Annotated in this window: 27 protein-coding genes; 5 read left to right on the top strand and 22 right to left on the bottom strand. The window is 71.3% G+C overall.

What is annotated here, in order from left to right; genetic code table 11:
- Positions 1–7: 7 nt before the first annotated feature.
- Both rpmI and infC read right to left on the bottom strand, forming a co-directional pair.
- Complete coding sequence (gene rpmI / locus RR49_RS08345) at positions 8–202, bottom strand: 50S ribosomal protein L35 (protein ID WP_045247624.1); 195 nt, start codon at positions 200–202, stop codon at positions 8–10.
- A 47-nt stretch (positions 203–249) separates the two neighbouring features.
- On the bottom strand, positions 250–876 hold the full coding sequence (gene infC / locus RR49_RS08340; RefSeq protein ID WP_082483203.1) for a translation initiation factor IF-3: 627 nt from the start codon (positions 874–876) through the stop codon (positions 250–252).
- 214 nt (positions 877–1,090) lie between these two features.
- Here infC and RR49_RS08335 point away from each other — a divergent pair, with 214 nt between their 5' ends.
- The gene (locus RR49_RS08335) at positions 1,091–1,519 is read left to right on the top strand and encodes a DUF1844 domain-containing protein (protein ID WP_045247623.1); all 429 of its coding nucleotides are present in this window, start codon (positions 1,091–1,093) and stop codon (positions 1,517–1,519) included.
- A 57-nt stretch (positions 1,520–1,576) separates the two neighbouring features.
- Here RR49_RS08335 and RR49_RS08330 read toward each other — a convergent pair whose 3' ends face one another.
- The 6 genes from RR49_RS08330 to RR49_RS08305 form a co-directional block, all read right to left on the bottom strand.
- Positions 1,577–2,407, bottom strand: a complete 831-nt coding sequence (locus tag RR49_RS08330; RefSeq protein ID WP_045247622.1) for an SseB family protein — start codon at positions 2,405–2,407, stop codon at positions 1,577–1,579.
- The gene (gene priA, locus RR49_RS08325; RefSeq protein WP_045247621.1) at positions 2,391–3,137 is read right to left on the bottom strand and encodes a bifunctional 1-(5-phosphoribosyl)-5-((5-phosphoribosylamino)methylideneamino)imidazole-4-carboxamide isomerase/phosphoribosylanthranilate isomerase PriA; all 747 of its coding nucleotides are present in this window, start codon (positions 3,135–3,137) and stop codon (positions 2,391–2,393) included. Before priA ends, RR49_RS08330 begins: the two co-directional genes overlap by 17 nt.
- Before the next feature lie 61 nt (positions 3,138–3,198).
- Complete coding sequence (hisH, locus tag RR49_RS08320) at positions 3,199–3,843, bottom strand: imidazole glycerol phosphate synthase subunit HisH (RefSeq protein WP_045247620.1); 645 nt, start codon at positions 3,841–3,843, stop codon at positions 3,199–3,201.
- Positions 3,840–4,457 (bottom strand): imidazoleglycerol-phosphate dehydratase HisB, encoded by a 618-nt coding sequence (gene hisB, locus RR49_RS08315; protein WP_045247619.1) that lies wholly within the window; start codon positions 4,455–4,457, stop codon positions 3,840–3,842. Before hisB ends, hisH begins: the two co-directional genes overlap by 4 nt.
- Positions 4,454–5,536 carry a histidinol-phosphate transaminase gene (locus RR49_RS08310; protein ID WP_045247618.1) on the bottom strand — a complete coding sequence of 361 codons (1,083 nt, stop codon included), beginning with the start codon at positions 5,534–5,536 and terminating at the stop codon, positions 4,454–4,456. Before RR49_RS08310 ends, hisB begins: the two co-directional genes overlap by 4 nt.
- A gap of 45 nt (positions 5,537–5,581) precedes the next feature.
- Complete coding sequence (locus RR49_RS08305; RefSeq protein WP_045247617.1) at positions 5,582–5,935, bottom strand: LysM peptidoglycan-binding domain-containing protein; 354 nt, start codon at positions 5,933–5,935, stop codon at positions 5,582–5,584.
- Positions 5,936–6,193: 258 nt separating this feature from the next.
- Between RR49_RS08305 and lexA the strand changes: the two genes are divergently transcribed.
- On the top strand, positions 6,194–6,865 hold the full coding sequence (gene lexA / locus RR49_RS08300; RefSeq protein WP_045247616.1) for a transcriptional repressor LexA: 672 nt from the start codon (positions 6,194–6,196) through the stop codon (positions 6,863–6,865).
- A gap of 70 nt (positions 6,866–6,935) precedes the next feature.
- Here the strand turns inward: lexA and metE are convergent, their stop codons facing one another.
- A complete protein-coding gene (gene metE, locus RR49_RS08295; RefSeq protein WP_045247615.1) occupies positions 6,936–9,269 on the bottom strand; it encodes a 5-methyltetrahydropteroyltriglutamate--homocysteine S-methyltransferase in 2,334 nt (777 codons plus the stop codon).
- Positions 9,266–10,252 carry a methylenetetrahydrofolate reductase gene (locus RR49_RS08290; RefSeq protein WP_045247614.1) on the bottom strand — a complete coding sequence of 329 codons (987 nt, stop codon included), beginning with the start codon at positions 10,250–10,252 and terminating at the stop codon, positions 9,266–9,268. The genes metE and RR49_RS08290 overlap by 4 nt, the downstream gene beginning before the upstream one ends.
- A 172-nt stretch (positions 10,253–10,424) precedes the next feature.
- On the opposite strand from RR49_RS08290, the gene RR49_RS08285 reads away from it, so the two are divergent.
- The gene (locus tag RR49_RS08285) at positions 10,425–12,329 is read left to right on the top strand and encodes a S9 family peptidase (protein ID WP_045247613.1); all 1,905 of its coding nucleotides are present in this window, start codon (positions 10,425–10,427) and stop codon (positions 12,327–12,329) included.
- Between the two features lie 41 nt (positions 12,330–12,370).
- On the opposite strand, the gene hflX is transcribed toward RR49_RS08285, so the two are convergent.
- On the bottom strand, positions 12,371–13,894 hold the full coding sequence (gene hflX, locus RR49_RS08280) for a GTPase HflX (protein ID WP_045247612.1): 1,524 nt from the start codon (positions 13,892–13,894) through the stop codon (positions 12,371–12,373).
- 85 nt (positions 13,895–13,979) lie between these two features.
- On the opposite strand from hflX, the gene RR49_RS08275 reads away from it, so the two are divergent.
- The gene (locus RR49_RS08275; RefSeq protein ID WP_045247611.1) at positions 13,980–14,633 is read left to right on the top strand and encodes a class I SAM-dependent methyltransferase; all 654 of its coding nucleotides are present in this window, start codon (positions 13,980–13,982) and stop codon (positions 14,631–14,633) included.
- A 123-nt stretch (positions 14,634–14,756) separates the two neighbouring features.
- On the opposite strand, the gene dapF is transcribed toward RR49_RS08275, so the two are convergent.
- The 10 genes from dapF to RR49_RS08225 form a co-directional block, all read right to left on the bottom strand.
- Positions 14,757–15,608, bottom strand: coding sequence for a diaminopimelate epimerase (dapF, locus tag RR49_RS08270; RefSeq protein WP_045247610.1), 852 nt, complete (start codon positions 15,606–15,608; stop codon positions 14,757–14,759).
- Positions 15,609–15,617: 9 nt separating this feature from the next.
- The gene (gene miaA / locus RR49_RS08265; RefSeq protein WP_045247609.1) at positions 15,618–16,544 is read right to left on the bottom strand and encodes a tRNA (adenosine(37)-N6)-dimethylallyltransferase MiaA; all 927 of its coding nucleotides are present in this window, start codon (positions 16,542–16,544) and stop codon (positions 15,618–15,620) included.
- Positions 16,541–18,088, bottom strand: a complete 1,548-nt coding sequence (gene miaB, locus RR49_RS08260; RefSeq protein WP_045247608.1) for a tRNA (N6-isopentenyl adenosine(37)-C2)-methylthiotransferase MiaB — start codon at positions 18,086–18,088, stop codon at positions 16,541–16,543. The genes miaA and miaB overlap by 4 nt, the downstream gene beginning before the upstream one ends.
- A gap of 59 nt (positions 18,089–18,147) precedes the next feature.
- On the bottom strand, positions 18,148–18,933 hold the full coding sequence (locus tag RR49_RS08255) for a regulatory protein RecX (protein WP_045247607.1): 786 nt from the start codon (positions 18,931–18,933) through the stop codon (positions 18,148–18,150).
- A gap of 2 nt (positions 18,934–18,935) precedes the next feature.
- Positions 18,936–19,988, bottom strand: coding sequence for a recombinase RecA (gene recA / locus RR49_RS08250; RefSeq protein ID WP_045247606.1), 1,053 nt, complete (start codon positions 19,986–19,988; stop codon positions 18,936–18,938).
- 259 nt (positions 19,989–20,247) lie between these two features.
- Positions 20,248–20,472 carry a DUF3046 domain-containing protein gene (locus RR49_RS08245; protein WP_045247605.1) on the bottom strand — a complete coding sequence of 75 codons (225 nt, stop codon included), beginning with the start codon at positions 20,470–20,472 and terminating at the stop codon, positions 20,248–20,250.
- A 1-nt stretch (position 20,473) separates the two neighbouring features.
- A complete protein-coding gene (locus RR49_RS08240; RefSeq protein WP_045247604.1) occupies positions 20,474–20,782 on the bottom strand; it encodes a helix-turn-helix domain-containing protein in 309 nt (102 codons plus the stop codon).
- A 157-nt stretch (positions 20,783–20,939) separates the two neighbouring features.
- A complete protein-coding gene (locus tag RR49_RS08235; protein WP_048809035.1) occupies positions 20,940–21,491 on the bottom strand; it encodes a CinA family protein in 552 nt (183 codons plus the stop codon).
- Positions 21,488–22,066, bottom strand: a complete 579-nt coding sequence (gene pgsA, locus RR49_RS08230) for a CDP-diacylglycerol--glycerol-3-phosphate 3-phosphatidyltransferase (RefSeq protein ID WP_045247603.1) — start codon at positions 22,064–22,066, stop codon at positions 21,488–21,490. The genes RR49_RS08235 and pgsA overlap by 4 nt, the downstream gene beginning before the upstream one ends.
- Positions 22,067–22,068: 2 nt before the next feature.
- Complete coding sequence (locus RR49_RS08225) at positions 22,069–24,717, bottom strand: FtsK/SpoIIIE family DNA translocase (protein ID WP_045247602.1); 2,649 nt, start codon at positions 24,715–24,717, stop codon at positions 22,069–22,071.
- 140 nt (positions 24,718–24,857) lie between these two features.
- Between RR49_RS08225 and RR49_RS08220 the strand changes: the two genes are divergently transcribed.
- Entirely contained in the window at positions 24,858–26,144 is a 1,287-nt protein-coding gene (locus tag RR49_RS08220) for an acetyl-CoA C-acetyltransferase (RefSeq protein WP_045247601.1), read from the top strand.
- 15 nt (positions 26,145–26,159) lie between these two features.
- On the opposite strand, the gene RR49_RS08215 is transcribed toward RR49_RS08220, so the two are convergent.
- Positions 26,160–26,654: a GNAT family N-acetyltransferase gene (locus RR49_RS08215; protein ID WP_045247600.1), complete on the bottom strand. Its 495-nt coding sequence runs from the start codon at positions 26,652–26,654 to the stop codon at positions 26,160–26,162.
- Between the last annotated feature and the right edge of the window lie 12 nt (positions 26,655–26,666).

Genomic DNA, 26,666 nt, shown 5'->3' with positions numbered 1-26,666 from the left:
GGCGCGCTCAGCGGCCGAGGAGCTTCTTCGCGACCTTGGCGTCGCCCGGGGCGAGCACCTGCTCCTGCGACAGACGGCGGGTGCGCTTGGTGGGCTTGCCCTCGAAGTTGTGGCGCAGGTTGGCCTGCTGCTTCATGAGCTTGCCGGTGCCGGTGATCTTGAAGCGCTTCTTGGCACCCGAGTGGGTCTTCTGCTTCGGCATGTCGGTTTCCTTCTGTGTTGTGTCCCGCGGACGGGAATCGTGGCGCCCTACTCGGCCGGAACCGGAGCGGGCTGCTCGTCAGTGGGGGTGTCGCCGCGGGCGGCCGAACGGGCGGCCTCCTTGTTCGCGGCACGCTGGGCGTTCTGCTCCGCCTTCGCCTCGGACTTGTTCTTGTGAGGCGCGATCACCATGACCATGTTGCGACCGTCGATCGTGGGGTTCGATTCGACGGTGCCGAACTCGGAGACATCCTCGGCGAACTTGCGAAGCAGGCGCACACCCAGTTCGGGACGCGACTGCTCGCGACCGCGGAACAGGATCATCGCCTTGACCTTGTCACCCGACTTGAGGAATCCCTCGGCGCGCTTGAGCTTGGTGGTGTAGTCGTGAGCCTCGATCTTGAGGCGGAACCGCACCTCCTTCAAGACCGTGTTCGCCTGATTGCGCCGGGCCTCCTTGGCCTTCTGCGCGGCCTCGTACTTGAACTTGCCGTAGTCCATGATCTTGACGACGGGCGGCTTCGAGTTGGGGGCCACCTCGACCAGGTCGAGGTCTGCCTCCTGGGCCAGACGCTGCGCAACCTCGATACGGACGACGCCTACCTGCTCGCCGTTCGGACCCACGAGGCGGACCTCGGGGACGCGGATGCGCTCATTGGTGCGGGGATCGCTGATGCGGAACTCCTCTTACGTAGCGGGTGCCACCGCGACGCGGGTGCGAAGCGGGCGGAAGATTCGCACACTCCACCCACGCGACGTCACGACGTTCGCGCCAGCACGCGCCACAAGGCCGCCACCGGAGAACCGGAGCTGTGCGTTCGACCCGGTAGCCTTGAGCGGCAAGCGCGGGTGGGATGTGATCCACTTTCGATCCGAAGCAGACGCTCGGATGCCCGCACAGTCTAGCAGAGAGAACGACGTGCACACGAGCCCCGACGACAACGCCTTCACCGACGACGAGCGCCACGCTCGCTGGGAGGAGCAGGAGCGCGCCGCGTCGAGCGCCGTGCGCGACATCGCCGACGTGGCCGCGGTCGAGATCATCACCACGACCGCCGTGCACCTCATGAGCGCGGCCGCCGTCAAGGTCGGCCTCGCCGACGACCCGGAGTCGCAGACCGACCTCGACGAGGCCCGCAAGCTCATCAACGCCCTGGCCGGCCTCATCACCGCCGCCGCCCCCGAGGTCAGCGACATGCACGCCCGGTCACTCCGCGACGGCCTGCGCTCCCTGCAGCTCGCCTTTCGCGAGGCATCCGTCGTTCCCGACCCGATCGGCAAGGGACCCGGCGAGAAGTGGACCGGCCCGGTCACCTGACCCCGACCCGGCGCGCACTCGTCCGGTCGCGATGGCAGAGCGGCGGCGCGACGCAGCTCAGCGCGCGCGGTGCAGCTTGACCGACAGCGAGTCGACCAGGGCCGCCACCGCATCATCGGCGGCCCACCGGCGGGCGAGTCGCGCGAGCACGGCGTCGAGCTCCTGCTGATCGAGGCCCGCCGCGAGATTCAGGTGCACGACGAGTTCGGAGCCCAGACCCCGCGCGCGCGGATCCCCGGGAGCCACCTGCAGATCGAGCACCGCGAGCTCGTGCGCGATGCTGCGCTGAAGGCCCAGGAACACCGCCGGCGAGGCGAAGGACGGCTCCCATTCCTCACCCTTGGCGATCGCCCACACGGCGGGGCGCCGCAGCACGAACTCTGTGTTCGAGCCCGGGTCGATCACGATCAGGTCGGTGTCGTCGTTCGCGGCCGCGAGCGCCGTGCGCACGCCGTCGGCGGGCACCGGGCGAGCCGCGGCATCCCAGGCGCGCATGGTCGCCACCGATGTGAACACCGGCAGCACGCGTCGCCCGTCGGGCGCAGCCACCGTGACGATCGACAGCTCCTGCGTCTTGTCGACGACGAGGCCGGTCGGGCCCACACCCTCGTCTCCCTTCTCGGCGATGAGCGGGATCAGCAGGCGCGCCGTGCGGTACGCGGTCGCGACGGCGACCTGATCGCCCTCGCCGGCATGGAAGGCCTCCAGCGCCGCCCGCAGAGCGGGGTCGGCCGAGCCGTCGTCGCCCGCGTGCGGGTTCGGCTCGAAGCTGCGACCCGCCCACGGAGTGCCCGCCGAATCGGTCAGGTGAGGATCGTGCGCCGAGCCGTGGTCGTGGCCGCAGGCCCCGCCGTGACCGGGATGCCGCGACTCAGGCTCCGGCGACATCCAGCGCCTCGCGCAGGGTGAACGCCCCCGAATAGAGCGCCTTGCCGACGATCGCGCCCTCGACACCGTGCGGCACGAGCTCGCGCAGCGCCGCGATGTCGTCGAGACTCGAGATGCCGCCGGACGCGATGACCGGCTTCGGCGTGCGGTCGGCGACGGTGCGCAGCAGGTCGAGGTTCGGGCCGCGCAGCGTGCCGTCCTTGGTGACGTCGGTGACGACGTACCGCGTGCAGCCGGCCTCCTCCAGCCGGTCGAGCACGGCCCACAGGTCGCCGCCGTCGCGCGTCCAGCCGCGGGCGGCGAGGGTCGTTCCGCGCACGTCGAGGCCGACGGCGACCGCGTCACCGTAGCGGCCGATGACATCCGCCGCCCACTCCGGGTTCTCCAGGGCCGCGGTGCCGAGGTTGATGCGCGCCGCGCCCGACTCGAGAGCCGCCTCGAGCGAGGCGTCGTCGCGGATGCCGCCGGAGACCTCGACGTTCACACCCTTCACGTGCGTGATGACCTTGCGAAGCAGGGCCGCGTTGCTGCCCCGACCGAACGCCGCGTCGAGGTCGACGAGGTGGATCCACTGCGCACCCTGGCGGGCCCACTCGAGGGCGGCCTCGACGGGGTCGCCGTAGCTCGTCTCGCTGCCGGCCTCCCCCTGGGTGAGGCGCACGGCCTTGCCGTCGGCCACATCGACCGCGGGAAGGAGGATCAGTTCGGGCGTGGAAGCGAAGTCGTTCATGGGTCCTCGGGTGAAGCGAACAGGCGGATGCCTCGGCGCGCCGACGCGCGCCCGGGAGAGGTTATCCCGCGGAGAGCGAGCCGATCCAATTGGACAGCAGTCGGATGCCGGCGGCCCCCGACTTCTCCGGGTGGAACTGGGTCGCCGACAGCGCGCCGTTCTCCACGGCTGCCAGGAACCGGGACCCGTGGGTCGCCCAGGTCAGCGACGGCGTGGGGAAGGGCGGCTGCACCTCGAGCGACCACTGCTGCGCCGCGAAGGAGTGCACGAAGTAGAACCGCTCGTCCTCGACGCCGGCGAACAGCGTCGACCCCTCGCCGGGCTCGACGGTGTTCCATCCCATGTGCGGGAGCACCGGGGCATCCAATTCGGTCACCACGCCCGGCCACTCCCCCAGACCCGGGGTGTCGTCGCCGCGTTCGACCCCGCGGCCGAACAGCACCTGCATGCCGACGCAGATTCCGAGCACGGGACGTCCTCCGGCGAGGCGCCGGTCGATGAGGTCGTCTCCCCCGCTGGCGCGGAGCGCCTCCATGACGGCTCGGAACGCGCCGACCCCGGGCACCACCAGACCGTCGGCCTCGAGCACGAGCGCGCGATCGGCGGTGAGGCGCGCGTCGGCGCCGGCAGCCGCGAGCGCCTTCACCGCGGAGTGCACGTTGCCCGACCCGTAGTCGAGCACCGCGACGAGCGGCGTGCGCGTCACAGAGCGCCCTTGGTGCTGGGGATGCCCTCGACGAGCGGGTCGAGCGCCTTCGCCTGACGGAACGCTCGCGCGAACGCCTTGTACTCGGCCTCCGCGATGTGGTGCGGGTCGCGACCCGAGAGCACGCGCACGTGCACGGTGAGGCCCGCGTTGAACGCGATCGCCTCGAACGTGTGGCGCACGAGCGAACCGGTGAAGTGGCCGCCGATCAGGTGGTGCTCGTACCCCTCCGGCTCGCCGGTGTGCACGAGGTACGGACGGCCGCTGATGTCGACCACAGCCTGCGCGAGGGCCTCATCGAGCGGCACGAGCGCGTCGCCGTAGCGCGAGATGCCGGCCTTGTCGCCGAGCGCCTGGCGGATCGCCTGACCGAGCACGATTGCGACGTCCTCCACCGTGTGGTGCGCATCGATGTGCGTGTCGCCGCTCGAGCGCACGGTGAGATCGGTGAGCGAGTGCTTCGCGAACGCCGTCAGCAGGTGGTCGAAGAACGGGACGCTCGTGTCGATGCTGCTGCGCCCGGTGCCGTCGAGGTCGAGGGTGAGCTCGACCGACGACTCGCTGGTGCTGCGGGTGATCGACGCCGTACGGGATGCTGCGGGTGCGGCGCTCATGCGCCCGATTCTAGCGAGGCCAGGGCATCGAGGAACGCCGTCGTCTCCTGCGCGGTGCCCGCCGTCACCCGCAGGTGGTGCGGAATGCCGACGTCGCGGATCAGCACGCCCCGGTCGTACAGCGCCTGCCAGGTCGCCCGCGGGTCGTCGACGTCGCCGAACAGCACGAAGTTGGTCCACGACGGGTGGGCGCGGAAGCCCAGCGCCTCGACTGTCGCCGAGATGCGGTCGCGCTGCGCGACGATCTCGTCGACCATCCCGAGCATGACGTCCGCGTGACGCAGCGCCGCCGATGCGGCGGCCTGTGTGAGCGCACTCAGGTGGTACGGCAGGCGCACGAGGCGCAGCGCGTCGATGATCGCCGGGTCGGCGGCGAGGTAGCCCACGCGCGCACCGGCGAAGGCGAACGCCTTGCTCATGGTGCGGGAGACGACCAGGCGCTCCCGGCCCCCGAGGAGCGAGATCGCCGAGACCGCGTCGCGCGGGGCGAATTCGATGTAGGCCTCGTCGACGATGACGATGCCGCGGCTCGCCTCGTAGACGGCGGTGATCACATCGATCGGCAGCGGCGTGCCGGTCGGATTGTTGGGAGCGCACAGGAAGACGACGTCGGGGTCAGCGGCGGCCACCTGGTCGGCCGCGGATTGCGGAGACAGCGTGTAGTCGCTGGCCCGCTCGCCGGCGACCCACTCGGCGCCGGTCGCGCGCGTGAGAAGCGGGTACATCGAGTACGTCGGCGTGAAGCCGAACGCCCGACGTCCCGGGCCGCCGAAGGCTTGCAGGACGTGCTGGAGCACCTCGTTCGACCCGTTCGCGGCCCAGATCTGCTCGGGGAGCAGCCCGTTGCCGAGATAGTCCGCAAAGCCCTCGCGCAGCGCGGTGAACTCGCGGTCGGGATAGCGGTTGACGTCGCGCAGCGCGCGGGCGATGGAATCGAGGATGTCGCTGGCGACCTCATCCGGAACCGGATGCGTGTTCTCGTTGACGTTCAGAGCGACGGGGAGCGCGACCTGCGGGGCGCCGTAAGGGACGAGCCCGCGCAGGTCGTCGCGTATCGGAAGGTCTTCGAGACGGGTCACCGTTCCATCGTAGAGGCGAGATACGCGCCGACCCGACGGTCGAGATCAGCGAGCCGGAGCGTACTCGGCGGGGATCGACAGCTGCTCGCCGGCCACCACCGTGCCGTTTCCGAGTGCGTTGAGCCGCACGAACGCGTCGACCACGTCGCGCGGATCTGCCTGCGGCGCGACGCGCTCCGCGATCGACCACAGCGAGTCACCGGCCTCGACCGTGACGGTCTGGTAGGTGCCCGCCGGAGCACCGGCGTCGCGTGACGCGAGAGCCGCCCCGCCCGACACGATGCCCGCCGAGACCCCGATGAGGAAAGGCAGTGCGGCGAGGAACACGAGCACGCGGCGGCCACGACGCGTCATCCGCAGTCGGGTGCGCGGTGCGAGCGTGAGCGGGATCGTCGTCATGTCTGCCTCCTCAGAGTGGTGAAGTGTCGCAAGACCGGACCCGGCCGGGGGCCGGTCTTGCGAACTTCTTTTCCGAATCTATCTTCGATATTGTCGAGTGTCAACCGGCTCTCGCCTTCGAGGACTTTCGAACGCGACACGCGTGCCCGCTCCCGCGAAGGGCGCCGAGAGCCGGATAGGTTTTCGACATCTGAAGCACATCACCGACCTCCGACATTCGAACGAGAACGACGAGGCGGCCCAGGGAAGGAGCGTGCGATGCCCGGTCGGGAGAAGCCGCAGACGCGTCGGCGCAAGAGCCTCAGCGACAAGCAGCTGGCGATCCTCGAGGTCATCCAGCGCTCCATCGCGCGCCACGGATACCCGCCGAGCATGCGCGAGATCGGCGACGCCGTGGGACTCAAGTCGCTCTCGAGCGTCACGCACCAGCTGAACCAGCTCGAGCTGAGCGGCTACCTGCGTCGCGACGCGGGCAAGACCCGTGCGATGGAAGTGCTCATCGACCTCCCCGGTACCGCGGCCGAGAACCCCGCCGACACGGCCCCCTCGGTCGGCGACGCCGCCATGGTGCCCCTCGTCGGGCGCATCGCCGCCGGCATCCCGATCACGGCCGAGCAGCAGGTCGAGGAGATCTTCCCCCTCCCCCGCCAGCTCGTCGGCAAGGGCGACCTGTTCATGCTCAAGGTGCAGGGCGAGTCGATGATCGACGCCGCCATCTGCGACGGCGACTGGGTGGTCGTGCGCTCGCAGTCCACCGCCGAGAACGGCGACATCGTCGCCGCGATGCTCGACGGCGAGGCCACCGTCAAGGCCTTCCGCCAGCGGGACGGCCACACCTGGCTGCTGCCGCGCAACTCCGCGTTCGAGCCGATCCTCGGCGACGAGGCGGTCGTGCTCGGCAAGGTCGTCGCGCTCATGCGCGCGGTCTGACGACACCGAGACGACGAGAGGGCGGCGACCGGAAGCATCCGGTCGCCGCCCTCTGTCGTTCGCGAGGCGCTCAGCCCTGCGGGGCGCCCACCTCTTCGCGCACCGCGACGGTCGCGGCGACGAGGTTGCGCAACGAGGCCTTCGTCTCGGCGTAGCCACGGGTCTTCAGACCGCAGTCCGGGTTGACCCAGATCTGGCGGGTCGGGATCGCCTTGACCGCGCGCTCGAGGAGCTCGGTGACCTCTTCGACGCTCGGGATGCGGGGCGAGTGGATGTCGTAGACACCCGGGCCGATGCCGTGGCTGAAGCCCGACGCAGAGATGTCGTCGATCACGTCGCCACGGCTGCGCGCCGCCTCGATCGAGGTGACGTCGGCGTCGAGGGCGGCGATCGCGTCGATCACGACGGCGAACTCCGAGTAGCACAGGTGCGTGTGCACCTGGGTGGCTGTCTCGGCTCCCGCGGTCGCCAGGCGGAACGATCCCACCGACCAGTCGAGGTAGGCGGGCTGGTCGGCCTTCTTCAGCGGAAGCAGCTCGCGCAGCGCCGGCTCGTCGACCTGGATGATCGCGATGCCGGCCTGCTCGAGGTCGCCGATCTCGTCGCGCAGCGCCAGGGCGACCTGGTTCGCGGTCTCGCCTAGCGGCTGGTCGTCGCGCACGAACGACCACGCCAGGATCGTCACCGGGCCGGTCAGCATGCCCTTGACGGGCTTCGCGGTGAGCGACTGGGCGTACTCGGCCCACGCCACCGTGATCGGCGCCGGACGCGACACGTCGCCCCAGAGGATCGACGGACGCGTCGCACGCGAGCCGTAGGACTGCACCCAGCCGTTCTGCGTCACCGCGAAGCCGTCGAGGTTCTCGGCGAAGTACTGCACCATGTCGTTGCGCTCGGGCTCGCCGTGCACGAGGACGTCGAGACCGAGATCCTCCTGCAGCGTGATGACCGCGGCGATCTCGTCGCGGAGGAACCCGTCGTACTCGGCCGTGGTGAGCTCGCCCTTCGCGTGGCGGGCGCGGGCACGACGGATGTCACCGGTCTGCGGGAACGACCCGATCGTCGTCGTCGGGAGCGCCGGAAGGTGCAGCGCGGCATCCTGCGCCGCGGCACGCTCCGCGTAGTCGCCGCGCGAGAAGTCGGCGTCGGTCAGGGCGCCGGTGCGGGCACGCACCGCGTCGACACGCACGCCCGGTGCCGACCGACGGTCCTCCAGCGCCGCCGTCGCGGCGGCGAGGTCGTCGGCGATCGCGTCACGACCCTCGGCCAGGCCACGCGCGAGCACCGCGATCTGGCCGACCTTCTGGTCGGCGAACGCGAGCCACGAGACGAGACGCTCATCGAGCGCGGGCTCGTCGGCGACGTCGTGCGGCACGTGCTGCAGCGAGGTGGTGGTGCCGGCGACGACGGATGCCGCGCCCAGCCCCTTCAGCGCCTCGAGCTTCTGCCAGGCGGCCTCGAGGTCGCCACGCCAGATGTTGCGGCCGTCGATGACGCCGCCCACGAGGGTCTTGGACTCGAGCCCGGGGACCGCCGCCGGAAGCGCACCGCGGCCGAGGTCGATCGCGAGCGCCTCGACGGGGGCGGCGGCCAGAACCTGCCACGCCTCGGGCGAGAGCTGCGCGTAGCCGGCGGTCACGAGGATCGACGGGCGGTCGCCGGCACCGCCGAGCACGGCATAGGCGCGCTCCGCGAGCGCCGCGAGAGCGGCGGGGTCGACGTCGACGCTCTCGCTGACGAGGGCCGGCTCGTCGAGCTGTACCCACTCGGCTCCGGCCGCCTTCAGCGACGCGAGCAGCTCGACGTAGACGGGCAGGAGGTCATCGAGGCGGCTCGTCGGAGCGAAGCCGGCGGGCGCGGCATCCGTCGCCTTCGCCAGCGCGAGGAACGTGACGGGGCCGACGACGACGGGGCGCGTGACGAAGCCGTCGGCGCGGGCCTCGGCGACCTGGCGGGCGAAGCGGTCGCTCGTGAGCGCGAAGCGGGTCTCGGGACCGATCTCGGGAACCAGGTAGTGGTAGTTCGTGTCGAACCACTTGGTCATCTCCAGCGGCGCGTCATCGCCCTCGCCGCGGGCGGCCGTGAAGTAGGCCGACAGCGGCACACTGCCGTCGCTGTCGCGCAGACGCGTGAAGCGGGCGGGCAGGGCGCCGACGGTCGCGGTGACGTCGAGCACCTGGTCGTAGTACGAGAACGACTCGGGGATCGAGGAGTCCGTGCGGCCGAGGCCGAGCTCGGCGAGACGCTCACGGGTGGCGCGGCGGAGGTCGGCCGTCGTGGCCTCGAGGTCGGCCTCGGAGAGCGCGCCCGCCCAGTGCGACTCGACGGCGCGCTTGAGCTCACGGCGGCGGCCGATGCGGGGGTAGCCGAGGATGGTTCCCTCGGGCAGGGCGGGTGCAGTCATCGACGTGACTCCTTCACTGGGGTGGAGGCGGGGCCGGAGGCGCCCGCGGTGAGAATACCTGCTTCACGGAGGACCGAGAGCACGGTGTCGTGGTTGTTGAACGCGTAGAGGTGCACACCGGGCGCTCCACCGGCCAGCACCTCCTCGGCGAGACGCGCGGCGTGCGCGATGCCGATCTCCCGCTGGCCCTCGGCGGTCGGCTCGACCTCGAGCGCGATCGCAAGGTCGGCGGGGATCTCCTCGCCGGTCAGCTGCAGCACACGGCGCAGCCGTGCCGGGCCGGTGATCGGCATGATCCCCGGCAGGATCGGGATGGTGACTCCCGCCGTACGGGCACGGTCGACGAACCAGACGTAGTCGTCGGCGTGGAAGAACAGCTGGGTGATGGCGAGGGTCGCACCGGCGGCCTGCTTCGCCAGCAGCGCGTCGATGTGCTCGCGCGGATGCCGCGACCGCGGGTGGCCGTTCGGAAAGGCCGCGACGGCGATGTCGACCCGCGGGCGCGGATCGACGCGGGCGGCGCCGGGCATGCCGGGGATCCCGGACTCCTGGTAGGGGGCGCGCTCGGCCTGGACGCGGTCGATGAGCTGCACGAGCTGGGCGGCGCTCTCCAGGTCACCCAGGTACACGTCGTCCTCGGAGGTGCCCGCGGGCGGGTCTCCGCGCAGCGCGAGGAAGCTGCGGATGCCGGCGTCGAGGAACTCGCGGATGAGACGGTTGGCGCCCGCATAGGTGTTGCCCACGCACGTGAGGTGCGCCAGCGGCTCGACATCGGTCGTGGCGCGAATGTGACGCAGCACCTCGAGCGAGCGTCCGCCGGTGGATCCGCCGGCACCGTACGTCACCGAGATGAACCGCGGCCCGACCTCGGCGAGGCGCGCGATCGTCTCGTGCAGAGCCGCCTCTGACGCCGCCGTGCGAGGAGGGTACAGCTCGAACGAGAACGGCGCAGGCGCGGGCACGGAGTCGACGGAAGAGGTCATTTCACACGGTGGAAGAGGTGCGCAGAATGCGCATACGGGTGGGATCAGAGCATAAAGCACCGAGCGATGTGCGCAGCCGTGTGTGACGCCCGGAGTCACGCGAGCACCGCGCACGCGCCTCCCGCTCCGCGCCGAGCGGGCGGATGCCGCGGCCCGCGGCTAGCGTGGAGGGATGCCGCAGACTCTCCCCCACGGCTCCTGGCCGTCGCCGCTGTCCGCCTCCGACATCGCCGGTTCCTCGCCCCGCTTCGACGGCGCGCGCCTGGTCGGATCGGAGATCTGGTGGGGCGCGTCGGTGCCCGAGGAGGGCGGCCGCGGCACCGTGCGCCGGCGATCCGCGGGCGGAGAGGTGGCGGAGATTCTTCCGGCACCGTGGAGCGCACGCTCGGCGGTGCACGAGTACGGCGGCGGCGCGTGGGCTCCTCGCGGCGACGGCGGGCTGGTGTTCGTCGAGAAGGGCGACCAGCGGGTCTACTCGCTCACCCCGGGTGAGGAACCGCAGCCCCTTACGCCGGGCGGGCTCGGACAGCGCTTCGGTGGACTCACCGTCACGGGCGGTGTGCTGCTCGCGGTGCGCGAGACCCAGGACGCGCGCGGCACGACCCACGACGCCGTGCGCATCCCGCTCGACGGATCTGCCTCCGACGACCCGACCGCGCTGCAGGTCGTCGCATCCGGCACCGACTTCGTCGCCCAGCCCGCGCTCTCCCCCGACGGGGGTGAGATCGCCTGGATCGGCTGGAACCACCCGCACATGCCGTGGGAGCGCAGCGAACTCCGGCGCGCTCCGCTCGGGCGGCCGGACGAGGCATCCGTCGTCGCCGGCGGCGCGAGCGCGCCGGTGCAGCCGACGTGGGAGCCGGACGGCGCGCTGCTCTACTCCGACGACGAGACCGGGCGCTGGAACCTCCGTCGGGTGCGCGGCGGCATGGTGACGGAGGTCGCGCCCGCCGACGCCGACACCGGCGGCGCGCTGTGGGTGCTCGGCAGTCGCTGGTTCGCGCCGCTCGGTGGCGGCCGCATCGCCGCCCTCCGCACCAACGGCCGGGACGAGCTCGACGTCATCGAGGCGGACGGGACGAGTCGCGGCATCCCGCTGCCGGTCTCGAGCCACCTGCTCATCGAGGATGCCGCGGGCTCGCGCGTGCTGCTCACGGGCGCGGGCTCGGCCGTGTCGAGCGGACTGTGGCTCGTCGACGTCGAGACCGGCGCCGCGGAGGCCGTGGTCGGCGGCGCCGCGCCGCTGCCCGACGCCTGGCTGCCGACCCCGCGTGCGGTCACCTACCCCGGTCCGCACGGGCCGGTGCACGCGTTCGTCTACCCGCCGACCGCTCCCGGAATCGTGGCGCCCGCCGGCGAGCGCGCGCCGTATGTGGTCACCGTGCACGGCGGACCCACCTCCCACGTCGCGGGGGGCTTGTCGGGATCGATCGCCTACCTCACGAGCCGCGGCATCGGCGTGCTCGACGTCAACTACGGCGGGTCCTCCGGCTACGGACGCGCGTACCGCGAGCGCCTCGACGGTCAGTGGGGCATCGTCGACGTCGACGACGTCCTCGCCGCGGTGGCCGGTCTCGTCGCGGAAGGCGACGCCGACGCCGCCCGCATCGCGATCGCCGGCGGCTCCGCCGGCGGATGGACCGTGCTCGCCGCCCTCGCCGGCAGCGACGTGTTCGCGGCGGGCATCTCGCGCTACGGCGTGGCCGATGCGCGCGCCCTCGCCGCCGACACGCACGACTTCGAGTCGCGCTACCTCGACGGCCTCATCGGTCCCCTGCCGGAGGCCGAGGCCGTCTATCTCGAGCGCTCCCCGCTGTCACACACGGACCGGTTCGCGGCGCCCGTGCTGCTGCTGCAGGGCGCCGACGATGCCGTGGTGCCACCCGCCCAGTCGGAGGCCATCCGCGACGCGCTGGCGGCGCGCGGCATCCCGCACGCCTACCGTCTCTACGAGGGCGAGGGGCATGGCTTCCGTCGCCGGGAGACGATCATCGACGCCGCCGAGACCGAGCTCGCCTTCCTCGGCGCCGTGTTCGGATTCACTCCACCGGGGGTGCCGCCGCTCGCGCTCGACTGAGCGCCGAAGGGTCGCCGCTCACGACTGACGGACCTGAACGCTCAGCGCGCGAACGGGGCGAGCTCAGCGGCGAGACGCTCGGAGACGTGAGCGTGCAGCAGAGTGCCGGTCTCCTCGTGCGACTGGCTCACGATGAGCCCGGTGTCGTGCACCGCGGAGACGAGGTCCCCGCGACCGTACGGCACGAGCGCCGTGATCTCCACCGCCGGCAGCGGCAGCGCGGCCTCGACAGCGGCGCGCAGCTCGGCGATGCCCTCACCCGTGCGCGACGACACGAAGTACGCGCCCGGCACGAGTCCGCGCAGCACGAGGCGCGCGTCGGCATCGACGAGGTCGGCCTTGTTGAAGACGACGAGCTCCTGCGTGGCGCGCGCGCCGACTTCGCCGATCACGTCGCGCACTGTCGCCAGCTGCGCTGCCGGGTCGGGGTGGGAGCCGTCGACGACGTGCACGATCACATCGGCGTCGCCGACCTCCTCCAGCGTCGAGCGGAACGCCTCCACGAGCTGATGCGGCAGGTTGCGCACGAACCCGACGGTGTCGGTGAGCGTGTAGACGCGTCCATCGGATGCCTCGGCCCGCCGCACTGTCGCATCGAGCGTCGCGAACAGCGCGTTCTCCACGAGCACACCCGCGCTCGTGAGCCGGTTCAGCAGGCTCGACTTCCCCGCGTTCGTGTAGCCGGCGATCGCGACGGACGGGATCGTGTTGCGCTTGCGCTCGGCGCGCTTCGCATCGCGGGCCGGCGCGAAGTCGCGGATCTGCCGGCGCAGCATCGCCATGCGGGTGCGGATGCGGCGGCGATCGAGCTCGATCTTCGTCTCACCCGGTCCGCGCGAACCCATGCCGGCGCCGCCGGCGCCCACCTGGCCACCGGCCTGACGGCTCATCGAGTCACCCCACCCGCGCAGGCGCGGGAGGAGGTACTCGAGCTGGGCGAGCTCGACCTGGGCCTTGCCCTCACGAGACTTCGCGTGCTGGCTGAAGATGTCGAGGATGACGGTGGTGCGGTCGATGACCTTCACCTTCACGACGTCTTCGAGTGCACGCCGCTGGCTCGGTGCGAGCTCGGTGTCGGCGATCACGGTGTCGGCGCCGACCGCGGCGACGATGTCGCGCAGCTCCTCGGCCTTGCCGCGACCGACGTAGGTCGCGGGGTCGGGGTGCGGCCGACGCTGCAGCACGCCGTCGAGCACCGCGGCACCCGCGGTCTCGGCGAGCGCGGCGAGCTCGCGCAGCGAGTTCTCGGCGTCCTCCTGCTCACCCTGCGGATGCACGCCGACGAGCACGACGTTCTCGAGTCGCAGCTGCCGGTACTCGACCTCGGTGACGTCCTCGAGCTCGGTCGAGAGCCCGGGTACGCGCCGCAGCGCGGCACGCTCCTCACGGTCCCACTGCTCGCCGTCGGTCTCGCCGCCGTACGCGGTCGACGCGTCCTGCAGAGCCTGCGCGGACCCGAGCTCGTCGAAGCGACGCACTCCCGCCCGCGCCTCCGCCCGAGCGAGCACCCGCTCCACGGCGTCATCCTGTCGACTCGCGCGCGCGGTGTCGATGTCGTCCGTCATCAATTCCTTTCGAGGATGCCCCGTGGCCGCGGCATCCGCTCACTCTAGCCTCCCGCCCAGACGCGCTCTCCGCTACGCTCGCACCATGCCGAGCGACCACTACTTCAGTGCGTCTCCGGCCAGTCCCGAACAGCAGCGGCTGATCACCGTGACGCTCGGGGGACGCGACGTGCAGGTGACGACCGCGAACGGCGTGTTCAGTCCCGATCGCCTCGACGCCGGAACGTCCGTGCTGCTGGCGAACACGCCCCCGCCGCCTCCCGGAGGTCATTTCCTCGACCTCGGCTGCGGGTGGGGTCCGATCTCACTGTCGCTGGCGATCGAGTCGCCGCGCGCCACCATCTGGGCGGTCGATGTCAACCAGCGGGCCCTCGGACTCGTCCGCGCCACCGCGGAGCGCCTGGGCCTCGAGAACGTCAACGCGGTGACGCCCGACGATGTTCCCGACGACGTGGTGTTCCGCACGATCCGGTCGAACCCGCCCATCCGCGTCGGCAAGAACGAGCTGCACGACATGCTCGAGCGCTGGATCCCGCGGCTCGACGAGCGCTCCGACGGCTGGTTCGTCGTCGCCCGCAATCTCGGGTCGGACTCCCTGCAGCGGTGGATCTCGGCGACCTTCCCCGTGGGCTACAGCGTGCACCGCGCGGCGACCGCGCGGGGGTACCGCGTCCTCAAGGTGCGCCGACACGGCACCCCGCCGACCGAGGCGATCGAGCTGCCCTACCCGGTCGACTGATCGGGCGTTTGTCGGCCGATTCCCCGCGGTCGCGCTCGAGGCGATAGGCCGCCGCGAGCAACGTCCGTCGAACGCGCACCCGCCGGTCAGGCGAGCGCGACGTCGGCCCGGAGCACCCGCCGTTCAGGCGAGGGCGACCTCGCCCGTGTAGGTGAGCACGGCTGGGCCGGAGAGCAGCACGTGACCGTCGACGACCCGCACGCCGAGTTCGCCGCCCGGCACGGCGACGCGCCAGCGGTCGGGGGCGGCGGGGCCCGCCCAATGGCGCACCGCGAGGGCCGCGGCGGCGACGCCGGTGCCGCAGCTGAGCGTCTCGCCGACACCGCGCTCGAACACCCGCATGCGGATGGAGCCGACCCCGTCGACCACGAGAGGCTCTCCCGGAACGACGAACTCGACGTTCGCGCCCGCCGCCGGTGCGGGCGTCAGCTGGGGAACGTACGCCAGCTCGAGGCCGTCGAGCTCGTCATGCGAAGGAAGTGCGACGACCACGTGCGGGTTGCCCACGTCGATGCCGAGACCGGGTCGCGCCACCGGCAGACCCTTGGCCTGCACCAGAACGTCGGTCTCGTCGACGACGAACACGCCCAGGTCGACCTCGAAGCCGTCGCCGTCGCGGCGCACGGTCTTGACGCCGGCGCGCGTGCCGATGCGCTGCTCGCCGAATGTCGCGAGTCCCGCCTGCTCGAGGTAGCGGGCGAAGACGCGGATGCCGTTGCCGCACATCTCGGCCGCCGAGCCGTCGGCGTTGCGGTAGTCCATGAACCATTCCGCGCCCGACGCCGCCGCCTCGGCGCCCTCGGCGATCGCCGCGGAGCGCACGACACGCAGCGTTCCGTCGGCGCCGATGCCGAAGCGGCGGTCGGTGAGAGCCGCGACCTGGGCGTCGGAGAGGTCGACGACGCCGTCGGGGTCGGCGATGATCACGAAGTCGTTGCCGGTCCCCTGGCCTTTGGTGAACGGCAATGCGGGCATGGGTCGAGTCTACGGGCGCCGTGCGAGGGCCGCGTCGAGGGCGTCGGATGCTGCGGCATCCGGCTCGACCCACGCAAGACCGTCGTAGCGGCGGAACCAGGACACCTGCCGCCGCGCATAACGGCGGGTGAGCGCCTGGGCCTGGGCGATCGCCTCAGCCTGGGTGAGCACGCCGTCGAGCTGATCGAGCGCCTGTGCGTAGCCGATCGCGCGGCGCGCGGTGACGCCCTCGTCGAGTCCGTCGGCGCGCAGCCGCTCGGCCTCGGCGACGATGCCGTCGCGCCACATCCGCTCGACGCGGGCGTCGAGGCGGACGACGAGCTCGTCACGCGCGACCCCAGGGGCCATGAGCAGGGTGTCCGCGCGCCACAGCACCGGGGCATCGGGAAGCGCTGCACCGTGCGTCGCCTCGCCCTGCGCCAGCACTTCGAGCGCGCGCACGATGCGCCGCCCGTTGGCCGGGTCGATGCGCTGCGCCGTGGCCGGGTCGAGATCGCGCAGACGCGCGAACAGCACGCCGGGTCCGTCCTCCGAGAGCTCCGCCTCGAGGCGCTCGCGCACGGCCTCGTCGCGCGGGGGGAAGCGGAAGTCGTAGATCACGCCGGAGACGTAGAGTCCCGAGCCGCCGACGAGGATCGCATCGGCGTCGCGCGCGTGGATCTCATCGATGAGACGCCGAGCCTCGGTCTGGTACCAGGCGACCGCGGCGTCGTCTCGCACGCTGAGCACGTCGAGCAGGTGATGCGGGATGCCGCGGCGCTCGGCGACCGTGAGCTTGGCGGTGCCGATGTCCATGCCGCGGTAGAGCTGCATCGCGTCGGCGTTCACGATCTCGGCGGCACCGCCGGTCGCGGCGAGGTGGTCGGCGAGCCGCAGCGACAGATCGCTCTTGCCGGTGCCGGTGGCGCCGACGACCGCGATGACGCGGCCGCTCACACCCCGACGCGGAGCGTGGGCAGCCCCAGCCGCACGGGCGCGCCCGGTGCGGACTCGCCATGCGGAGACGGGATGCCGCACGCCTCCGCCTGCCCGCGATCCCAGGCGTCACCGGCACGGGTGCGACGGATGCGCAGGGCGCCCTGCTCGCCGTCGGCGAGGAGGTAGAACGGCGCCGCCTGCGTGATCTCGACGGTCACGACGTCGCCCGGGCGCGGTTCGGGCGAACCGGCGGGCACCGCGAAGTGCACGAGCCTGTTGTCTTCGGCGCGCCCGGTCAGACGCAGGGTCGCGGCATCCTTCTTGCCCTCACCGGTGGAGACGAGCACGTTGACGGTGCGTCCCACTTGGCGTTGGTTCTCCTCGAGGGAGATGCGGTCCTGCAGCGCGACGAGGCGCTCGTAGCGCTCCTGCACGACCGCCTTCGGCACCTGGTCGGGCATAGTGGCCGCCGGCGTGCCCTCGCGGATCGAGTACTGGAAGGTGAACGCGCTCGCGAAGCGGGCCTGCTCGACGACGCGCAGGGTGTCCTCGAAGTCCTCGTCGGTCTCGCCCGGGAAGCCGACGATGATGTCGGTCGTGATCGCCGCGTGGGGGATGCGGGCGCGCACCCTGTCGAGGATGCCGAGGAATCGCTCGCTGCGGTACGAGCGGCGCATGGCCTTCAGGATGCGGTCGGAGCCGGACTGCAGCGGCATGTGCAGCTGCGGCATGACAGAACCGGTCTCGGCCATCGCGTCGATGACATCGTCGGTGAACGCGGCGGGGTGGGGGCTCGTGAAGCGGATGCGCTCGAGACCGTCGATCTCGCCGGCGGCACGCAGGAGCTTGCCGAACGCCTCGCGGTCGCCGAACTCGACGCCGTAGCTGTTGACGTTCTGACCGAGGAGCGTCACCTCGATGGCGCCGTCATCGACCAGCAGCTTGATCTCGCTGAGGATGTCTCCGGGTCGCCGGTCGCGCTCCTTGCCGCGCAGGCTCGGCACGATGCAGAACGTGCAGGTGTTGTTGCAGCCCACGGAGATCGACACCCAGCCGCTGTGGGCGCTGTCGCGCTTGGTCGGGAGGGTAGACGGGAACACTTCGAGCGATTCGAGAATCTCGAGCTCGGCATCGCCGTTGTGGCGTGCGCGCTCGAGAAGGGTCGGAAGGGAGCCCATGTTGTGCGTGCCGAAGACGACGTCGACCCACGGCGCCTTGTCGAGGACGACCTGCTTGTCCATCTGGGCGAGACATCCCCCGACGGCGATCTGCATGCCGGCGCGGGCGTCCTTGCGGGACTTCAGGTGGCCGAGAGTGCCGTACAGCTTGCCGGCGGCGTTGTCGCGAACGGCACAGGTGTTGATCACGACGACGTCGGCATCCTCGCCGTCGGCCGCGCGCACGTACCCGGCGCTCTCGAGAGAGCCGGAAAGCCGCTCGGAGTCGTGCACGTTCATCTGGCAGCCGAATGTGCGCACCTCGTACGTGCGCGCGTGCCCGTCGACGTCGAGGGCTGCCGACGACGGCGCGATGAGAGTCGGGGTACTGCGAGGGGAGGTCATGATGCCTGTCATTCTACGGTCGGCTCCACGACAGACGGCCTGACCAGCACGCGACGGAGTCAGTCGGTGAATCGCACCCCGGAGGTACGGGGTCGCTCGCCCAGCGCCTGCCGCGCGACCCGCATCGACGTCGCCCCGTTGAAGCCGCGGCGCTGCAGCTGTCCGACGAGACGGCGCAGCCCCACCTCGGGAGGGAGTGAGCGCAGGGTGCGGGCCTTGCCGAGCGCGAACTCGAGCGCGCGCTCCTCCTCGTCATCGGGCAGCTGGTCGATCGTGACGTCGATCACCTCGCGGTCGAGACCGCGCTGCACGAGCGCCTGACGTACGGCGCCCCTCCCCTGCCGCTTCTGAAGCCCCTTGTGCACGAGCTGCTCGGCGAGGGCCGCGTCATCGAGGTAACCGCGATCGACGCAGGCGTCGATGATCTCGTCGATCTGCATCTGATCAAGTCCTTCGGCCCGCAGCACACCGTGGGCCTCACGCACCGACAGACTCCGCCCCCGCAGGCGCTTCAGCAGGGTCTGCTCCGCCGCCGCAGCGTCGATCGCCGGTGACGGTGTCTCGCCGTCACCGGGGCCCGCGATCGCGCGACCCGACGACGGGCTGCGCCCGCGATCCGGCGCGCGCGTCGAGTCGTCGACGGCTCCCAGCGCGTGCAGCCCCCGGGCGGCCGGTGCCGTCCAGGTGGTGTGCCACCGCGTGTCGGGTTCGGCAGGCGCGTCGGGAGAGGCATCCGTCGAGGAGGACGCCAACATCGGACGCGGCAGGCCGGCCGACGCGGAGCGCCCGAAGAGGGGGATGACGGGGGCGAGCCCGTCGGGCTCGCCCCCGGGAGGTACCGTCATGATCAGGCCGGACGACGCTTCGCGAGCTCGTCTTCGACGGCGGCATCGGCGTCCTTCGGGACGCCCACGCCGAGCTTGGCCTTGATCTTCTGCTCGATGTCAGCCGCGATGTCCTCGTTCTTGAGCAGGAACGACCGGGCGTTCTCCTTGCCCTGACCGAGCTGCTCGCCGTCGTAGGTGTACCAGGCACCCGACTTCTTGACGATGCCGTGCTCGACACCGAAGTCGATGAGGCTTCCTTCGCGCGAGATGCCCGTGCCGAACAGGATGTCGAACTCCGCCTGCTTGAAGGGCGGCGCCATCTTGTTCTTGGCGACCTTGACGCGAGTGCGGTTACCGACCGCGTCGGTACCGTCCTTCAGCGTCTCGATGCGGCGGATGTCGAGGCGTACCGACGCGTAGAACTTGAGCGCCTTCCCGCCGGCGGTGGTCTCGGGCGAGCCGAAGAAGACGCCGATCTTCTCGCGCAGCTGATTGATGAAGATCGCGGTGGTCTTGGTCTGGTTCAGGCCACCGGTGAGCTTCCGGAGCGCCTGCGACATCAAGCGCGCCTGCAGGCCCACGTGCGAGTCGCCCATCTCGCCTTCGATCTCGGCCTTGGGGACGAGGGCGGCGACCGAGTCGATGACGACCAGGTCGATTGCGCCCGAACGCACGAGCATGTCCGCGATCTCGAGCGCCTGCTCACCGGTGTCGGGCTGCGAGACGAGCAGCTGGTCGATGTCGACGCCGAGCTTCGCGGCGTAGTCGGGGTCGAGCGCGTGCTCGGCGTCGATGAATGCGGCGATGCCGCCCGCGCGCTGCACGTTGGCGATCGCGTGGAGGGTCAGCGTGGTCTTACCCGACGACTCCGGACCGTAGATCTCGATGATGCGGCCGCGAGGAAGACCACCGACGCCGAGGGCGACGTCGAGGGCGATGGAACCGGTGGGGATGACTTCGACCGGCGCGCGCTCGTCGCTGCCCAGCCGCATGACCGAGCCCTTTCCGAACTGGCGGTCGATCTGGGCGAGGGCCGACTCGAGGGCCTTCTCGCGCTCGACGGGTGATGGCATGACGTGCTCCTTCTGCTCGCGTTCCGCTGCCTGTAGGCTGCCGGGCCGCCCCCACGGTGAGGGTGTTCCCGGCAAGGCGTCTGGTGTCGTTCGACGTCCCTCACGCTAGGCCGCACCTCCGACATCGGTCGGGGGCGTTGCGGCATTCCGTGAGGGCGACGAGAACGTCACCGGATGTGAAGGAGACTACGCCGACATCGAACGGATCTTCGACGACACGCCGAACGACACACCGTCATTCATCGGAGCGACGGACGGGTCAGTGACGCTTCGGCTCGAGGCGTCCAGCGCCGTGGCGGCGCGAGAGCGGGACATCCGTCGCCTCGCACAGGGCGAGCCAGACGTCGCGCGTCGCCAGGCCGGCATCGAGCGCCTCGACGGGGGTGCGCCCGCCGAGCTCGGAGAGCACCAGGTCCGCGACGATCGCGGGACCGCGCGCTCCGAACTCGTCGGACACCGCGCGTTCGAATTCGCTGCGTCGCACCTCAGCGCAGCGAGAGCTCGGGCTCGACCGAGGCCACCAGCTCGTCGGGGACGACATCGGGGAAGACCTGCAGGCCCTCGAGCACCAGGAGTCGGTCGGCGACTTCGCGCATGATCATCGCGATCGACACATCGAGCGCATCGGCGACCGCGGCGAGGATCTCGCTCGACGCCTCCTTCTGCCCGCGCTCCACCTCGCTGAGGTAGCCGAGCGCGATGCTCGCGCGGCTGGCCACCTGACGGAGGGTACGGCCCTTCTGCTGGCGCAGGTCCCGCAGGACTTCGCCGATCTCATGACGTACCAGGATCATTCGGGTCCCCTCCTCACTCATCTCGGGTCGCGGTCCGGGGGGACCACGCTACCTCACCGGTTGCAGTCAATCTAACCCGCGCCGCTGGGCATCGGGCCAGAATCACCGAATGTAACCGACCGGAAACAGGCCCTATTCCCCGCGCCGCGGTGACCCCTCAGAGGGCGTCGAGAGCGAGCCGGATGACGCGGCGCACCGTCTCTGCACGGATGCCGTCGCGGTCGCCGTCGAGCTGCAGCGATTCGACGCGCGTGCCGAGGGGGGTGGACACGGCGATGTGCACGGTTCCCACCGGCTGCCCGTCGGGCGAGGTCGGCCCCGCGATGCCGGTCGTCGCGATGCCGACCTGCACCTCGACTCCTGGGAGGGCGAGCGCGCCGCGCACCCCTTCCGCCATCTGGCGGGCGACCTTGGGCTGCACGGCGCCGTGGAGCGCGAGCACCTCGGCATCGACGCCGAGCAGCGTGGCCTTCAGCTCGGTCGCGTAGGCGACGATTCCGCCCTGCACGTGAGCGGATGCCCCGGGCACCGCGACGAGCTGGGCGGTCACTGCGCCGCCCGTGAGCGATTCCGCGACACCGATGCGCCAGCCGAGGTCGTCGAGCCGGGCGATGAGGCGGGCCGCGTCGGAGGCGGGCGCCGCCGGTCGGGAGCGCACGAGCGTCTCCTCCGCGTCGGCGCTGCCGTCGTGCGCGTCGATGTCGGTCACGTGGCCGACCGCCGCGCCGCGCGGGCGCCGCGGATCTCGGTCACGAGGTAGTCGATGCCACTCGCGATCGTGAGGATGACGGCGATCCACATGGTCGCCACGACGAACCATGAGACCCAGCCGCCGAGCACCGTCCACAGCGGCGCGATGGCGAGCGTGATCGCGACGGCCTGGGCGACGGTCTTGAGCTTGCCCATCCACGCTGCGGCGAGCACGTGGTCGCTGATGACGATGAAGCGGTAGACGGTGATGCCGATCTCGCGCACGAGGACGACGATCGTCACCCACCAGGGCAGCTCGCCGAGGATCGAGAGGCCGACGAACGCGCAGCCGGTGATCACCTTGTCGGCGATCGGATCGAGGATCTTGCCGAGGTCGGTCACGACCTCGTACTTGCGGGCGAGGTACCCGTCGATGCCGTCGGTCGCGATCGCGACGACGAACAGCAGAGCGGCGGCCCACCGCAGGCCTCCGTCGGTGCCGCCGTCGGAAAGCAGCAGCCACAGGAAGACCGGCGCGCAGAGGATGCGCGCGATGGTGATCGCGTTGGGCAGCTGTCGCGGAATCGTCGTCATGGTCAGTCGCGGCCGGTCAGGCTCCAGGCATCCTCGTCTCCGTCGGAGTCGAGGACATCGTAGCCGTCGAACTGCCGCTCGACCGGATCGTCGGCGTAACGCTCATCGACCCCAGCGGGAGCGGATGCCGCGGCCGGCACGTCGTCGCCGCGCAGACGCGCGAGCACCTCGGGCAGCTGCTCGGGGGTGACCAGCACGTCACGGGCCTTCGAGCCCTCCGAGGGCCCGACGATCTCGCGGGACTCGAGGAGGTCCATGAGGCGTCCGGCCTTCGCGAACCCGACCCGCAGCTTGCGCTGCAGCATCGAGGTCGAGCCGAACTGGGAGCTGACGATCAGCTCGGCGGCGGCGAGGAGCAGCTCGAGGTCGTCGCCGATGTCGGCGTCGATCTCCTTCCTCTCCGCGGCGGCCTGCACGTCGGCACGGTAGTCGGGGCGGGCCTGTCCGGTGACGTGGGCGACGACCTTCTCGATCTCCGCCTCGCTGACCCACGCGCCCTGCACGCGCAGCGGCTTGGACGCCCCCATCGGCAGGAACAGCCCGTCGCCCTGTCCGATGAGACGGTCGGCGCCCGGCTGGTCGAGGATGACGCGCGAGTCGGTGACGCTCGTGACCGCGAACGCGAGCCGCGAGGGCACGTTGGCCTTGATGAGACCCGTGACGACGTCGACGCTCGGACGCTGGGTGGCGAGCACGAGATGGATGCCGCTGGCCCGGGCGAGCTGCGTGATTCGAACGATCGAGTCCTCGACGTCGCGCGGGGCGACCATCATGAGGTCGGCGAGCTCGTCGACGACGACCAGCAGGTAGGGGTAGGGCTTGAGCACGCGCTCGGAGCCGGCCGGCAACTCGACCTGACCGGCGACGACGGCGCGGTTGAAGTCGTCGATGTGGCGGAACCCGAACGACGCGAGGTCGTCGTACCGCATGTCCATCTCCTTCACGACCCACTGCAGCGCTTCGGCCGCCTTCTTCGGGTTCGTGATGATGGGGGTGATGAGGTGCGGCACGCCGGCGTACGAGGTCAGCTCGACGCGCTTCGGGTCGATGAGCACCATGCGCACGTCGGCGGGCTTGGCGCGCATCAGCAGGCTCGTGATCATCGAGTTCACGAAGCTCGACTTGCCGGAACCGGTGGAGCCCGCGACCAGCAGGTGGGGCATCTTCGCGAGGTTGGCGACGACGTAGGAGCCGCTGACGTCCTTGCCGACGCCGATCGTCATGGGATGGGTCTGCTGCTGCGCGGTCGAGGAACGCAGCACGTCGCCGAGGGTGACGATCTCGCGGTCGGTGTTGGGGATCTCGACGCCGATGGCGCTCTTGCCGGGAATCGGGGCGAGGATGCGCACCTCGTTGGAGGCCACCGCGTAGGCGATGTTGTTGGTGAGCGCCGTGATGCGCTCGACCTTCACACCGGGGCCGAGCTCGATCTCGTACTGCGTGACTGTCGGTCCGCGGGAGAAGCCGGTGACCCGCGCATCGACCTGGAACTGGTCGAGCACCCCGGTGATCGCCCGGACGACCTCGTCGTTCGCCGCCGAACGCGCCTTGCCGGGCGCGCCGGGCGCCAGGGTCGTCACGGCCGGCAGCCGGTAGGGGGCGGCGGGCGGGAGGCCCGCGGCATCCGATCCGAAGCCGACCACATCGGGCAGTGCCTCCTGCGGGCCGGTGTCGCCGTCGTCGACGAGGGAGGTCGCCGCGTTGCGAGCCGCCTGCGTGCGCGCCGCGCGGATGATCGAGGGATCGACGACCTCGGTGATCGCATCGGTGGGCACCGGTGCGACGGCCTGGTCGAACCCGCCCTGGGCGTCATCGGTCGTGAAGAGCAGCTCGGTGAGGTCCTGCGACGGGGAGGTCGAGGCATCCTTCTCGCGACGCCCGCGGTTGCGACGCCACGCCGGCAGCGTCTCATCGGCCGCCTCGGCGGAGGCGTCGGGCTCGGACACGCGCTCGGTGCCGAACATCCACGCGTACAGGTCGCCGAGCCTGCGGCCGATGCGGTTCGGCGGGGTCTTGGTGAGGATCAGCACGCTGAGCGCGGCGAGGAGCCCCAGGGCGAGGTACGCGCCGATCGGGGAAAGGAGGTAGGCGAGCGGCTCGGCCACCATCCAGCCGAAGAGGCCTCCGGCGCCGCTCAGCGCCGGAAGACCCTGGGAGGGAGCAGGCCGTCCGCCGGCCACGTGGCAGAAGCCCGCGATCGCGACGACGAACAGCAGGAAGCCGATGCCGATGCGACCGTTGTCGTGCACCGAGGCCGGATGACGGAACAGCCACCCGGCGAGGAGCACGAGCAGCACCGGCATGAGGAACGCGAGCCGTCCGACCAGCCCGCCGACGCTGTAGGCGGAGACGGAGGCGGAGACATCCGTGCCGATGAGGAACCACTCGACCACGGCGCCCGCGACCGCGAGGACGACCAGGAGGAACGGGAGACCGTCGCGGCGCTGCTCCTTCTCGAGCGTCTCGGGCCCGAACGCGCGGAACAGCCCGCCGACGCCGTGCGCGAGCCCCATCCAGGCGCGCACCGCGAGGGCCGGCCTGTCAGGCTCGCCGACGTAGCCGCGCGGGGTCGGTTCGGGCTTGCGAGCGCGCGACGCACCGCTCTTCGCGGGCGCGCGGCCGCTCGAGGTGGCGCTGCTGCTCCTGGGCATGCCTCCACGGTAGGCGTCCGGGCCGACACTGGCCGGTAGCGACGCGGATGCCGCGGCCACACGCCGCCACGACCCGCACCCCCGCGTGCGGTGGGAGGATGCCGGAAGGCCCGCGCCGACGCGGGCACGGAGGATCCCCCATGACCCCACCCCGCCCCGTCGCCGTCTACGGCGGCCGACGCATCCCGTTCGCACGCTCGAACACGGCCTACGCCGACGCATCCAATCAGGACATGCTCACGACCACGCTGCAGGCCGTCGCCGACGCGTTCGACCTGCACGGCGAGCGCATCGGCGAGATCGCGGCCGGAGCCGTGCTCAAGCACTCGCGCGACTACAACCTGACCCGCGAGTCGGCGCTCAGCACGACCCTCTCCCCCGCCAGCGCCGCGTTCGACGTGCAGATGGCGTGCGGCACCGGGCTGCAGGCGGCGGTGACCGTCGCGAACAAGATCGCGCTCGGGCAGATCGACTCGGCGATCGCCGGCGGGGTCGACACGACATCCGATGCCCCCCTCGCGCTCGACGAGGGGCTGCGTCATCTGCTTCTGCGCGCCAACCGGGCGCGCTCGTTCGGTGCTCGGGCGAAGCTGTTCGCCGGCTTCCGCCCGCGGATGCTGCGCCCCCACGTGCCCAGCAACGGCGAGCCGCGCACGGGCCTGAGCATGGGCGAGCACACCGAGCTCATGGTGAAGGAGTGGGGCATCACCCGCGCCGCACAGGACGAGCTCGCCTACGCGTCACACCGCAACGCCGCCGCCGCGTGGGAGGCGGGGTTCTTCGACGATCTCGTCGTGCCGTACCGCGGGCTCACCCGCGACAACAACCTGCGCACCGACATCTCCCTCGAGCGGCTCGGCGCGCTCTCCCCGGTCTTCGATCGCACGAGCGGACGCGGCACGCTCACGGCCGGCAATTCGACGCCCCTCACCGACGGCGCGTCGGCGGTGCTGCTCGGCACGGAGTCGTGGGGTGCCGAACGGGGCCTTCACCCCCTCGCGTACGTCATCGACGCGGAGACGGCCGCCGTCGACTTCGCCGGCCCCGGCCCGGAAGGCCTGCTGATGGCACCCGCCTACGCGGTGCCGCGCCTGCTCGCGCGCAACGGGCTCACCCTGCAGGACATCGACGTGTACGAGATCCACGAGGCCTTCGCCGGACAGGTGCTGTGCACGCTCGCGGCGTGGGAGGACGCCGACTACTGCCGCACCCGGCTCGGACTCGACGCCCCGCTCGGGCCCATCGACCGCGCGAAGCTCAACATCAAGGGTGGGAGCCTCGCCACGGGGCATCCGTTCGCGGCGACCGGCGGGCGCATCCTCGCCGGCACCGCGAAGATCCTGCACGAGCGGGGCGGCGGCACCGCACTCATCTCGGTCTGCGCGGCCGGCGGCCTCGGCGTCACCGCGCTGCTGAAGGCGGCGTGACGACGAGCGGATGCCTCACCGCAGCCGCTTCACCATGATGTCGCGGCCGCTCGTGGGCTGAGTCACCGCGAAGCCCTCGGAGCGGTACAACGTGGCGGCGAAGTTGCCGCGCTCGACGCTGAGGCTCAGACGCTGATAGCCGGCGGACGCGGCATGGGCGGCGAGACGCTGGAGCAATGCGCGGCCCACACCGTGCGCCCGCCAGATCGGACGCACCCCGATGATCAGCTCGGGCACACCGGTGGCGAGATATCCGAAGCCGGGGTCCGAGCGCGGGAACATGCGATACCAGGCCGCACCGATCGGCTCACCGGTGGGCGAGGTCGCGACGAATCCCGCGTCGCCGGGGCGCATCCAGCCGGCGAGATAGCGGCTGTGCTCGGGCGAGCCGAGCACCTCGTGCCGAGGGCGCGCCGAACCCGGTCGCCAATTGGCCGCTTCCACGACCATGTCGGCGAGAAACGCTCCGTCCGACCTCGTCGCCGGCCGGATCGCGAACGACTCGGGCATGCCTCAGATCGT

This window comes from Microbacterium ginsengisoli (assembly GCF_000956535.1).
GTDB lineage: Bacteria > Actinomycetota > Actinomycetes > Actinomycetales > Microbacteriaceae > Microbacterium > Microbacterium ginsengisoli.
This window is presented reverse-complemented; position numbering and strand designations above follow the sequence as displayed.

Bases quoted from the DNA above. Each gene is read 5' to 3' on its own strand.
- rpmI (WP_045247624.1), bottom strand. From the start codon at position 202: ATGCCGAAGCAGAAGACCCACTCGGGTGCCAAGAAGCGCTTCAAGATC.
- RR49_RS08335 (WP_045247623.1), top strand. From the start codon at position 1,091: ATGCCCGCACAGTCTAGCAGAGAGAACGACGTGCACACGAGCCCCGAC.
- RR49_RS08330 (WP_045247622.1), bottom strand. From the start codon at position 2,407: ATGTCGCCGGAGCCTGAGTCGCGGCATCCCGGTCACGGCGGGGCCTGC.
- priA (WP_045247621.1), bottom strand. From the start codon at position 3,137: ATGAACGACTTCGCTTCCACGCCCGAACTGATCCTCCTTCCCGCGGTC.
- hisB (WP_045247619.1), bottom strand. From the start codon at position 4,457: ATGAGCGCCGCACCCGCAGCATCCCGTACGGCGTCGATCACCCGCAGC.
- RR49_RS08305 (WP_045247617.1), bottom strand. From the start codon at position 5,935: ATGACGACGATCCCGCTCACGCTCGCACCGCGCACCCGACTGCGGATG.
- lexA (WP_045247616.1), top strand. From the start codon at position 6,194: ATGCCCGGTCGGGAGAAGCCGCAGACGCGTCGGCGCAAGAGCCTCAGC.
- metE (WP_045247615.1), bottom strand. From the start codon at position 9,269: ATGACTGCACCCGCCCTGCCCGAGGGAACCATCCTCGGCTACCCCCGC.
- RR49_RS08290 (WP_045247614.1), bottom strand. From the start codon at position 10,252: ATGACCTCTTCCGTCGACTCCGTGCCCGCGCCTGCGCCGTTCTCGTTC.
- RR49_RS08285 (WP_045247613.1), top strand. From the start codon at position 10,425: ATGCCGCAGACTCTCCCCCACGGCTCCTGGCCGTCGCCGCTGTCCGCC.
- hflX (WP_045247612.1), bottom strand. From the start codon at position 13,894: ATGACGGACGACATCGACACCGCGCGCGCGAGTCGACAGGATGACGCC.
- RR49_RS08275 (WP_045247611.1), top strand. From the start codon at position 13,980: ATGCCGAGCGACCACTACTTCAGTGCGTCTCCGGCCAGTCCCGAACAG.
- dapF (WP_045247610.1), bottom strand. From the start codon at position 15,608: ATGCCCGCATTGCCGTTCACCAAAGGCCAGGGGACCGGCAACGACTTC.
- miaB (WP_045247608.1), bottom strand. From the start codon at position 18,088: ATGACCTCCCCTCGCAGTACCCCGACTCTCATCGCGCCGTCGTCGGCA.
- RR49_RS08255 (WP_045247607.1), bottom strand. From the start codon at position 18,933: ATGACGGTACCTCCCGGGGGCGAGCCCGACGGGCTCGCCCCCGTCATC.
- recA (WP_045247606.1), bottom strand. From the start codon at position 19,988: ATGCCATCACCCGTCGAGCGCGAGAAGGCCCTCGAGTCGGCCCTCGCC.
- RR49_RS08240 (WP_045247604.1), bottom strand. From the start codon at position 20,782: ATGATCCTGGTACGTCATGAGATCGGCGAAGTCCTGCGGGACCTGCGC.
- pgsA (WP_045247603.1), bottom strand. From the start codon at position 22,066: ATGACGACGATTCCGCGACAGCTGCCCAACGCGATCACCATCGCGCGC.
- RR49_RS08225 (WP_045247602.1), bottom strand. From the start codon at position 24,717: ATGCCCAGGAGCAGCAGCGCCACCTCGAGCGGCCGCGCGCCCGCGAAG.
- RR49_RS08220 (WP_045247601.1), top strand. From the start codon at position 24,858: ATGACCCCACCCCGCCCCGTCGCCGTCTACGGCGGCCGACGCATCCCG.
- RR49_RS08215 (WP_045247600.1), bottom strand. From the start codon at position 26,654: ATGCCCGAGTCGTTCGCGATCCGGCCGGCGACGAGGTCGGACGGAGCG.